Raw genomic sequence first — 9,845 nt, forward strand, 5'->3', positions numbered from 1 at the left:
AACTTATTTTAAAGCAATTACCATGCCACAATTTATCTCTCTATTATCAAATAACCCTGCAAAATAATTTTTCACTATACCGCATACCATTTTTGCATAGTATGTTTTTTTGTCACTTGTAAGTAAAAAAATTTACTATTTTATTTCGTACTTCTTTATGCGATATTGTAGACTTTGCCTTTTAATATTCAACTGTTTTGCAGTACGTGAAACGTTCCAATTATTTCTTTCTAACGCTTTTAGTAGTACTTCTTTTTCTAGTTTCCCCATTGTTTCTAATAAAGTTATTTCCTCAAGTATTCCTTGTAAACTGTCTTTTTCATGGTATCCATTATCTAATTTGCTCTCCATGTGATGAGGTAGATGTTCAAGCGCTATAATTTCCTCGTCTTCATGCATAATATTCATGGCAGATTCAATAGCATGCTGTAACTCTCTCACATTACCAGGCCATGAATAATCTAAAAACAATTCCATTACTCTAGGTGATATATCTTTAATCTTTTTATTAAGCGTTTTATTGTATCCTGCTATAAAGCCCTTTACTAAAATAGGTATGTCTTCTTTTCTATATCTAAGAGATGGAACCTTTAAATACACCACCCCTAGTCGGTAAAACAGATCCTCTCTCAATAGTTGTTTTTCAATAGCCAATGTGGGTTCAATATTAACATTAGTTATAACCCTTACATCCACGAGAACTTCATCTGCTGCTCCAACTCTACGTATAGCTCCTTCTTGCAAAACCCTCAATAGCTTTGCCTGCAACCCTAGACCCATAGAATTTATTTCGTCCAAAAGCAAGGTGCCATCTCTTGCCTGCTCAAAAAGACCTGGGCGATCAACAGCTCCAGTATATGCCCCCTTTACCGTTCCAAAAAGTATTCCCTCAAGAAGATTTTCGGGAATAGCTGCACAATTAATTGCTATAAATGGTTCCGATGCTCGTTTGCTATAATTATGAACACTTTGTGCAAAAAGTTCTTTTCCTGTTCCAGTTTCTCCATAAATTAGGATTGGAGAATTTGTGTTAGCGACTCTTTTTGCTAAGGTTATAGTTTGTTTAAGAATAGCACTATTTCCAACAATATCATTAAATACATATTTAGCAGACTTTTTCGAACCTGCTTTGAAAGTCTTTTTACTACTTTCAAAAAGTTGCTCTTGCAATTCTATGATTTTATCTGAGAGTTCTTTAATTTTAGAGTAATCCCTTTGTATCGAAACCGCACCTACTATTTTACTTTCTTTAAATAATGGGTACGTGTTACACATAATATTCAGACTCCTGCCTGTGAATGTTGTATAACTCTGTTGTCTATCTATAATTGGTTGGCGTTGTTTCATCGTCAGAATTAACAAGCTTGTTTCTTCTGAGAGTCCATATACACTAGTAACATGCTTACCAATTACCTGTTCTTTCGATAGACCATCTAATCGTTGATTAGCTTCATTGTAAATTATTAGCTTCCCTTGATTATCACAAACCATAACTGCTTCATCAATTGAATTAATAACATTTTCTAAAATATCAATATCGCCTTTTTCCAGATTATATTCTAAGAATAATATTCTTTTGGATGTTTTATCCGGTTGAACTAGCCTACTATTAATCTTAGTCCCACTAATTAGATCAATATTCCCATTAATAATCCTTCCTTCAATGACAAGCTCAGGGCATATGCTTTTGAGGTTTCTACCTACAACCTCATGCTGGCTAACGTTTAAGAGGTTTTCTGCTTCAGAATTGATAGCTAATATGGTATTGCTACTACTTAAAACGAGTATGCCTTGATATATTCTGTTAAATATATTTAGTAATAGTTTTTCGTTTAGTACACTTTCCTGAGCCATAGTTACTCCTCCAGTTAGGTTTTTTATGATCTTGGAATAACTCAAATATATCTTATATGAATATAAAATGCTATATTTTTATATACTATTTCCCTATCCTTAGAACTTCACGTGCATATTTGATACTCCTAATACACGCATCCATTTCTTTCTCACGAGCTACCTCTATTGGATCATCACCCATATCCCATTCAATTTCAAATGTAATACGATCAGTAGGGGATAATTTCTTGATAGTGTTGTATACTTTTACACAATCAATATCACCATCTCCTAAAGCTACACCATGAAATCTAATGCCAAACTGATCTCTATCAAGCTTGTGGTCACAAAAATGGTTGGAAAAAGCATATGGAGCTAGTTTTTCTACTGCACTCATTGGATCTTCAAGAACTCCCATGGAATTAACCGTATCAACGCAAGCTCCCACTAATGGGTGGTTAATTTTATCAATCAACCATAAAATTTCATCCGCATACGTTTCAGTATGATTTTCTAAAGCAAGCTTTATTCCTGTTTTTTCAACTAATGGTAGTGCAGCTTTAACTTCATCATATACATCGCAAAGCTGTCTCATTACAATTGGATGCAAACAACTTCCATAAAGAGGTCTGGGTCGGCGAATATCTAAACTTATTTTTCCTATGTCCGCACCAAGCATGTTTGCAATGCTGATTCCCTCTCGAATACTATCTGTTAGCCTGGGGTCAAACTCCTCGTTTAGGGAAAAATTATATTCAAGATAAAGTCCATGCTCTTCTGCTGCCGTCCGAACTTCCTTTAAACGATTCTCATCCTTGCTTTCAAGATCGCAGCCAGTAATATGCAAACCATGTAATCCCCATTCGACCGCCTTGTCCATTAACTGCATCAGATTTATTTCCTTTGCACGAGGTTCAGCAATTATCCCCCAGTTCTGACCAAGCCCCCATAGATGAAGAGTATAGGTATGCAACCCAAGTCTCATTTTTTTATCCACTAATAATTCCTCCCAGTATTAAATAATTGCTGTTATATTTTGCAACTTTCATGCCAATAAACAGGATTCTTTATTCAGGTGGAGTTTCCCACAGGATTAGTTCAACTAGAGTTCAGGGAAAAGCACCTGAACTAAGTTTCACTGAATGACTCCACCTGATTTCCCAATGTTCAGCTTTGGCTGAACGAGTTGACTATATTCCTGTCAGTCCATTTGGACACTGCAAACGCTTTTGGCTATATTTCCCCGCCTGTTATGCCAAAGCATTTTGCAATAGATAATTTATTAGTTCCAATCATAAAGTCTTCCTTGATAAAAATCTCTTTGCTTTTAAGTAAATCCCACAATTAAAACACCTCTATAAAGCCTATTGATATTTTGGCATAAAAATTGCTCTAGTTTAAAGATAAGGTTAAAAAGAAGGAGATTGGAGGAATACAAATTGAGGATTTTAGAACATCCTGTGCTGCAGTTTCCAGCTAAACGAGAGGTAAGTTTTATTTTTGAAGGTACCCAAGTTACTGGATATGAAGGAGAACCAATTGCTGCAGCTCTGCATGCAAATGGCATTAAGGTCCTTAGCCATAGCTCTAAAAACCATAGGCCTCGAGGATTCTTTTGTGCAATAGGCAATTGTTCATCTTGTCTGATGGAAGTCAACGGAGAGCCAAATGTCCGGATATGTGTTGAAGAACTCAAAGAGAATATGGTTGTCAAACGGCAGGAAGGAAAGGGTAGTTTTCCAGGAGGTGAGGAGATTTGATTAATACTGAAATTGCAATTATAGGCGGGGGCCCTGCTGGTATGTGTGCAGCACTAACAGCAGCTGAACAAGGAGCACATATTCTTTTAATGGATAGAGAAAGCAACCTTGGAGGACAACTTGTAAAGCAAACCCACCGCTTCTTCGGATCAGAAAAGGAACATGCTGGTACTCGAGGTATTGATATTGCATCCATATTAGAGGACGCAATTATTAATCACAACAATATAGAAGTTAAAACTAATACAACTGTTCTAGCTATTTATGATGATGGTCTAATTTCAATTGAAGAAAAGAATAAATACAAAAAAATAAACAGCAAAAAAACTATCATTGCTACAGGTGCATCTGAAAAAATGATAGCTTTCCCGAATAATGACCTTCCAGGTGTATACGGTGCTGGTGCTGTACAAACATTAATGAACCAGCATGGCGTCGTGCCAGGAAACAAGGTGCTTATGGTGGGAGCAGGCAACATTGGACTAATAGTATCTTATCAATTAGTGCAGGCAGGCATAAAGGTTGAAGCTATTATAGATGCTGCTCCTGGGGTTGGTGGCTATTTTGTCCACGCTTCAAAAATCAGAAGAATGGGAGTACCTATTTTAACATCACATACAATTAAAGAAGCCATTGGTAAAGACTTTGTCAAGGGTGCAGTAATATGTCAGCTTGATGATAAATGGCGGCAAATACCAGGAACCGATAAAGAGCTTGAAGTAGATACTATTTGCCTAGCAGTAGGTCTATCTCCCTTAGTAGATCTATTACGCCATTGCAAATGTCAGATGAAGTATATCCCACAGTTTGGAGGCTATGTGCCAATTAGAGACGAGTATCTGGAAACAACATCCCCTGGAATATATGTAGCTGGAGATGTATCCGGTGTAGAAGAGGCTAGTAGTGCTATGGTGGAGGGGAAAATTACAGGTCTTTGTGCAGCAGAATCTCTTGGATATAACCAAAATGTTAAACCGTTAAAGGAAGAATTTATGGCAGATCTTGTAAGTTTAAGGTCAGGAATATTGGGTACTAAAATTAGAGAAGGATTAGAACTCTTAGTTGTTTAGGAGGTGTCAATAGTGTTTAAGAAAACGGGTCTTATCAATGTTGAAATGGTAGAAAAGACATTACCGTCCTTAGAAAGAAGAAGTGGAAGGCCTTATGCTATCTTTGAGTGTTTTCAAGAAATTCCGTGTAACCCTTGTTTTACAAGTTGCAAGCAAGGTGCTGTAATTCCCTTTGAGGATATTAATGATCTACCCAAAATAGATTATGAAAAATGTAATGGCTGTGCTGTGTGCGTCAGTGCTTGTCCTGGACTAGCATGTTTTGTAATTGATGAAAATTATAGTGTCACAGAAGCGACCATTAAACTACCTTATGAATTTTTACCCTTTCCAGTAGAGGGCAAAAATGTGATTGCATTAGATCGGGAAGGAAATGAAGTTGGTACTGCAAGAGTTATTAAAGTACAGAATAACAAAAAGTTTAATCACACTAATATAATTACTATTGCAGTTCCAAAGGACCAAGTGCTCATAGTAAGAGGGTTAAGATTGGAGGGTTTTTAGATGAATAAGAAAACTTACCTTTGCCGATGTGAGGATGTTACTTTAGAAGACGTCCATAAGCTAATAGATACAGGGGTTCAAACCTTCGAGGAAATAAAGAGACATACCCGCTGCACCATGGGACCATGCCAGGGAAGTACCTGCAGAAATGTACTAGCTGGAGAAATTGCAAATAAAAAAGGTATGAAAGTTGAAGAAATTGACATTCCCACCTATCGAGCTCCTGTTAAACCAATCAAGCTGGGAACAATTGCAGGTGGTGAATCTGATGCGTAAAAGCGCCGATGCAGTAGTAATAGGTGGCGGGACAATCGGATGTGCTGTTGCCTATAATCTAGCAAAAAAGGGCTTTAAAAATGTTGTGCTCCTTGAGAAAAAGTACATAACTAGTGGCTCCACAGGCAGGTGTGCTGCGGGCTTTCGTCAACAATGGGGTACAAAAATAAATTGTCTTATTTCTAGAGCTAGTGCTCAAATTTTCAAGAACTTAAGTGAAGAATTAGATTACGAAGATATTGAATATCGGGAAAGTGGCTATTTACTTATTACCTACAAAGAAGATCAAGCACAAATGCTTGAAAAGAATCTTAAGCTTCAAAATAGCTTGGAAATACCATCTAAGAAGCTATCTCCAAAGGAAGCAAAAGAAATGATACCACACTTAAATACGGAGGGTATGGTAGCAGCATTTTATTGTCAGGAAGATGGTCATGTAAACCCATTTAAAGCAACCTTTGCTTATGCTCACGCAGCAAAAAATCTTGGTGTAGAAATCAACACATATACAACTGTTACCGGAATAAAGACAAATAGCAATGGAGCCTCTAGCAAAAGAAAAGTAACCGCCGTAGTTACTGATAATGGAACAATTGAAACAAATCTAGTCATAAATGCTACTGGTCCCTATTCTAAATTTATTGGGCAAATGCTTGGCCTTTCTCATCCTATTGAGCCTGAAAGACATCAAATCCTAATTACTGAGCCCATGGAACGTTTATTTGATCCCTTGGTGATGTCCTTTCATCACAATTCTTATTGCCAGCAGGTTCCCCATGGCGGGTTTATCATGGGATATGGCAATCCACATGAACCAAAGGGCTTAAACTATCAGCATGATTGGACATTTTTAGAAGAAATGGCCCAGAAAATTGTTTTCCAACTGCCCATTCTTAAGAATGTCAGGGTAGTAAGGCAGTGGGCCGGTCATTACGATATATCACCAGATGGCCAGCCTGTTATTGGTGCTGTTCCGGAAGTTGAAGGCTATTATCTATCTCATGGCTGCGGTAAAGGTTTTATGCTTGCACCAATGATTGCTAAGCTAACATCTGAATTAGTCGCAGGCCAGGAAACCTCTCTTCCTATAGACATCCTTAGCATTGAACGTTTTAAAAAAGGAGAACTAATCATCGAGCCTGCAGTTGTATAAAGGAGAAAGGAGCATTTTATATGAAATTAAATTCAATTAACGAAAACTGTTCTGGATGCCGAGCCTGTCAGCTAGTGTGTGCTCTAGAAAACTTCAATGAAATAAATCCTGCTAAAGCAGCCCTAAGTATTGAAGGAAAGTTTCCAGAGCCTGGAACATATGTAATCCATTATTGTAACCAGTGCGGCATATGTGCTGAAGTATGTCCAACAGGAGCCATCTATGAAAAGGATGGTGTTTATATCCTTGATAGAAATGAGTGTAGTGGTTGTATGAGTTGTGTTGAAGAATGTCCACTTGGTGTAATCTATGTACACGAATCACTAGATGCTCCAATCAAATGCAATTCATGTGGTGCGTGCGTGGAAATCTGCCCACGAAATGCTTTGATAATGGAAAATCTTTGAAACAAGGAGAGCGATAACCTATGAAATATGGCTATACAGGTACTATATTAAGAGTAAACTTAAGCACCAAAATTATAGCAAAGGAACCTTTAAGCCAGGAATTGATAGATGGCTTTATTGGTGGGAGAGGGTTCGTGTCAAAGATTCTATATGATGAATTACCTCTAAAAACTGATCCCTTTTCAGAAGAAAATATGCTGATTATAGCTACAGGTCCCTTTAGTGGTAGCTTTCTACCTGCAACTGGCAAAACCCACTTCGGAACCAAATCTCCCGCTACAGGAGGATTTGGAGATAGTAATATGGGTGGTCACTTTGGACCAGCACTAAAGTATGCTGGATATGATTTATTGATTATCACAGGAATATCCCATGAACCATGCTACTTATTCATAGAGAATGACAAGGTAGAAATTCGCTCTGCCAACAAGTATTGGGGTAAGGGGGCAATCGAAGCTGAAAAAATGTTCAAGGATGAACTTGGTGAAGATTTCCACAGTATTACAATTGGCCCAGCAGGTGAAAACAAAGTTAGAATTTCTTGTATATCTCATGATTTTGGTAGACAAGCAGGTAGAACAGGTGTAGCAGCTGTGATGGGATCCAAACGCCTTAAAGCAGTTTCTATTAAAGGAACCGGTAGTATTCCTGTATTTGATATAGAAGGTCTTTATAAAAAAGGCAAGGAAGCTTACAAAGAAATAACTAAGAAACCTGGTTTCCTAGGTTGGACTCCCCAGGGTACTGCAGGAATAACTGACTGGTGTAATGAAGCTGGGGCATTTCCTACAAAGAATTTCCAAACCTCCTATAGTGACCATTATAAGGAGATAAATGGTCAGGCTATTCTAGATAGACTTAAAATAACTGACAAAGGCTGTTTTGCATGTCCAACTCCTTGCGGTAAATACGGACATACAAAAACCAAAATGGGTTCTGCTTATGTTGAAGGTCCAGAATATGAGACCATCGCCCTTCTAGGTGGCAACTGTTATTTAAAAACTATTGAAGATGTTGCATACGCCAACTATATCTGTGATGAGCTTGGATTAGATACTATATCTGGAGGATTAGCGGCTTCCTGGGCAATAGAGTGTTATGAAAAGGGCATTCTTACGCAAGAAGATATAGGAAGAGAGATCCAGTTTGGTGACCTAGAATCTGTGGTTTATCTTTTGAATAAAATCGGGCACAGGGAGGGAATTGGTGACCTATTAGCTGACGGAGTAAAAAGTGCATCTGCAAAAACTGGGCAAGGATCTGAAAAGTTTGCTATACATGTTAAAGGGCTAGAGTGGTCCGGCTATGAATGCCGTAACGCTCCAGGTATGATGTTAGCTTATATGACAGCAGATATAGGAGCACACCACAGTAAGGCTTGGGTTCTCGGTCATGATGTAGCAGGCTCAGCAGCTAATGTTCATGATTTAATATCTGCTGGTGCAAAGGCTGACAAATTACCAAAGTCAACCATAGCTGGTAAGGCTGAAATAGTAATCAACAGTCAGCATACACGACCAACCTTTGACCTTTTAGGCATATGCAGACTGCAGTATATGGAGTTGGGCTTTGAAGTAGAGTATTACGAAGAATTTTTCTACCTGATGACTGGTAAAAAGGTAAGCTGGGAGGAATTGCGTACTATCTCTGAAAAGATCTGGAACTTAAACCGTTGCTTTAATTTGAGGGAAATAGAAGACTACGGTCGGCAGTATGATTATCCACCCGCCCGTTTTTATGAAGAACCAGTTCCTAATGGACCAAATGAAGGGCACTTTATAACCAAAGAAGAGCTTGATCTGCTTTTGGATGACTATTATAAAGTACGTGGCTGGAATAAAGAAGGCAAACCAACTAAAGAAACCTTGGAACGCCTAGGTATACTATCCTTAGTAGAAAACACATTCAAATCAAATAGTTCAGCCTAAAGTGGTGTAAAAATGTTAAAGATAAAGCTATCTTTATCAGGCAGCCTTCGACACATATACGAGGATAAACAATCAGAAATAGTCATTGAAGTACAAAATCCAACAACTGTAAGGAAACTTCTTTGTTCTATAGGTATAAATCCAATAGTTGTGGCTAGGGTCTTTGTTAATGGGAAGTGTGAATCTAAAGATTATTTAATTGCAACTGATGAAGAGATAGTACTTTTAGGCCCATTGGCCGGAGGTTAAATGTAGAGAATGCAAAACATCCTAAACTAGCTTGATAACGATTTAAATAATGAGAGGAGCAATAAACCATGTTTCCAGCTTTAAACGGAGGACAACTCAAATTATTAACAGAAGAGCAAATTAATTCAGTACATGAAGCAACAGTAGAGATTCTAGAAGAAGTAGGTATGAAGGTAAAAAGCGAAAGAGCACGCCAGATATTTACAGAGGGTGGAGCTATAGTAGAAGGTGAAATAGTTAAAATTCCAAAGTCTATGCTAGAAGCTGCTATTAAGTCGGCACCATCTAAAGTAGTCCTTTATGGACAGGACGAAAAAAATGATCTCCACCTAGAAAAAAGCCGTACCCATTTAGGTACAGGAGGTACAGTTTTATATGCTCTTGATTTAGACAATGGTCAAAAACGTAAAACAAATACCCATGATGTTAGAGATATAGCTCGTATGGTAGACTATCTTGATAACGTTTCCTTCTATGTAATAAACACCTTCCCAACAGATGTACCAGACGAAGCAGCAGATATAAATCGTTTTTATTGGGCATTAACAAATACAACCAAGCATGTAATGGGCGGCATGTACACAATGGAAGGTTTACGAAACGCCATAAAAATAGCAGAAACAATAGCAGGAAGCCCAGAAAAGCTAAGAGAACGACCCTTT

10 protein-coding genes and 1 pseudogene are annotated in these 9,845 nt (G+C 37.9%); 9 read left to right on the forward strand and 2 right to left on the reverse strand.

The window, feature by feature from the left end; genetic code table 11:
* Positions 1 to 135 precede the first annotated feature (135 nt).
* The gene (locus APF76_03080) at positions 136 to 1,854 is read right to left on the reverse strand and encodes a hypothetical protein (GenBank protein ID KUO50946.1); all 1,719 of its coding nucleotides are present in this window, start codon (positions 1,852 to 1,854) and stop codon (positions 136 to 138) included.
* An 85-nt stretch (positions 1,855 to 1,939) separates the two neighbouring features.
* A complete protein-coding gene (locus tag APF76_03085) occupies positions 1,940 to 2,821 on the reverse strand; it encodes a sugar isomerase (GenBank protein ID KUO50955.1) in 882 nt (293 codons plus the stop codon).
* A gap of 454 nt (positions 2,822 to 3,275) precedes the next feature.
* Here APF76_03085 and APF76_03090 point away from each other — a divergent pair, with 454 nt between their 5' ends.
* From APF76_03090 to APF76_03130, 9 genes and pseudogenes are all read left to right on the forward strand, one after another.
* A complete protein-coding gene (locus tag APF76_03090; GenBank protein KUO50947.1) occupies positions 3,276 to 3,596 on the forward strand; it encodes a pyridine nucleotide-disulfide oxidoreductase in 321 nt (106 codons plus the stop codon).
* Positions 3,593 to 4,666: a pyridine nucleotide-disulfide oxidoreductase gene (locus APF76_03095; GenBank protein ID KUO50948.1), complete on the forward strand. Its 1,074-nt coding sequence runs from the start codon at positions 3,593 to 3,595 to the stop codon at positions 4,664 to 4,666. The genes APF76_03090 and APF76_03095 overlap by 4 nt, the downstream gene beginning before the upstream one ends.
* 45 nt (positions 4,667 to 4,711) lie before the next feature.
* Positions 4,712 to 5,170, forward strand: a complete 459-nt coding sequence (locus tag APF76_03100) for a 4Fe-4S ferredoxin (GenBank protein KUO50956.1) — start codon at positions 4,712 to 4,714, stop codon at positions 5,168 to 5,170.
* The gene (locus APF76_03105) at positions 5,171 to 5,446 is read left to right on the forward strand and encodes a (2Fe-2S)-binding protein (GenBank protein ID KUO50949.1); all 276 of its coding nucleotides are present in this window, start codon (positions 5,171 to 5,173) and stop codon (positions 5,444 to 5,446) included.
* Positions 5,439 to 6,599 (forward strand): FAD-dependent oxidoreductase, encoded by a 1,161-nt coding sequence (locus APF76_03110; GenBank protein KUO50950.1) that lies wholly within the window; start codon positions 5,439 to 5,441, stop codon positions 6,597 to 6,599. The genes APF76_03105 and APF76_03110 overlap by 8 nt, the downstream gene beginning before the upstream one ends.
* 20 nt (positions 6,600 to 6,619) lie before the next feature.
* On the forward strand, positions 6,620 to 7,006 hold the full coding sequence (locus APF76_03115; protein ID KUO50951.1) for a 4Fe-4S ferredoxin: 387 nt from the start codon (positions 6,620 to 6,622) through the stop codon (positions 7,004 to 7,006).
* Positions 7,007 to 7,026: 20 nt separating this feature from the next.
* Entirely contained in the window at positions 7,027 to 8,934 is a 1,908-nt protein-coding gene (locus APF76_03120) for an aldehyde ferredoxin oxidoreductase (protein KUO50952.1), read from the forward strand.
* A 12-nt stretch (positions 8,935 to 8,946) separates the two neighbouring features.
* Complete coding sequence (locus tag APF76_03125) at positions 8,947 to 9,183, forward strand: hypothetical protein (protein ID KUO50953.1); 237 nt, start codon at positions 8,947 to 8,949, stop codon at positions 9,181 to 9,183.
* A 68-nt stretch (positions 9,184 to 9,251) separates the two neighbouring features.
* A pseudogene (locus APF76_03130) lies at positions 9,252 to 9,845 on the forward strand.

This window comes from Desulfitibacter sp. BRH_c19, from assembly GCA_001515945.1.
Classification (GTDB): Bacteria; Bacillota; DSM-16504; order Desulfitibacterales; family Desulfitibacteraceae; genus Desulfitibacter.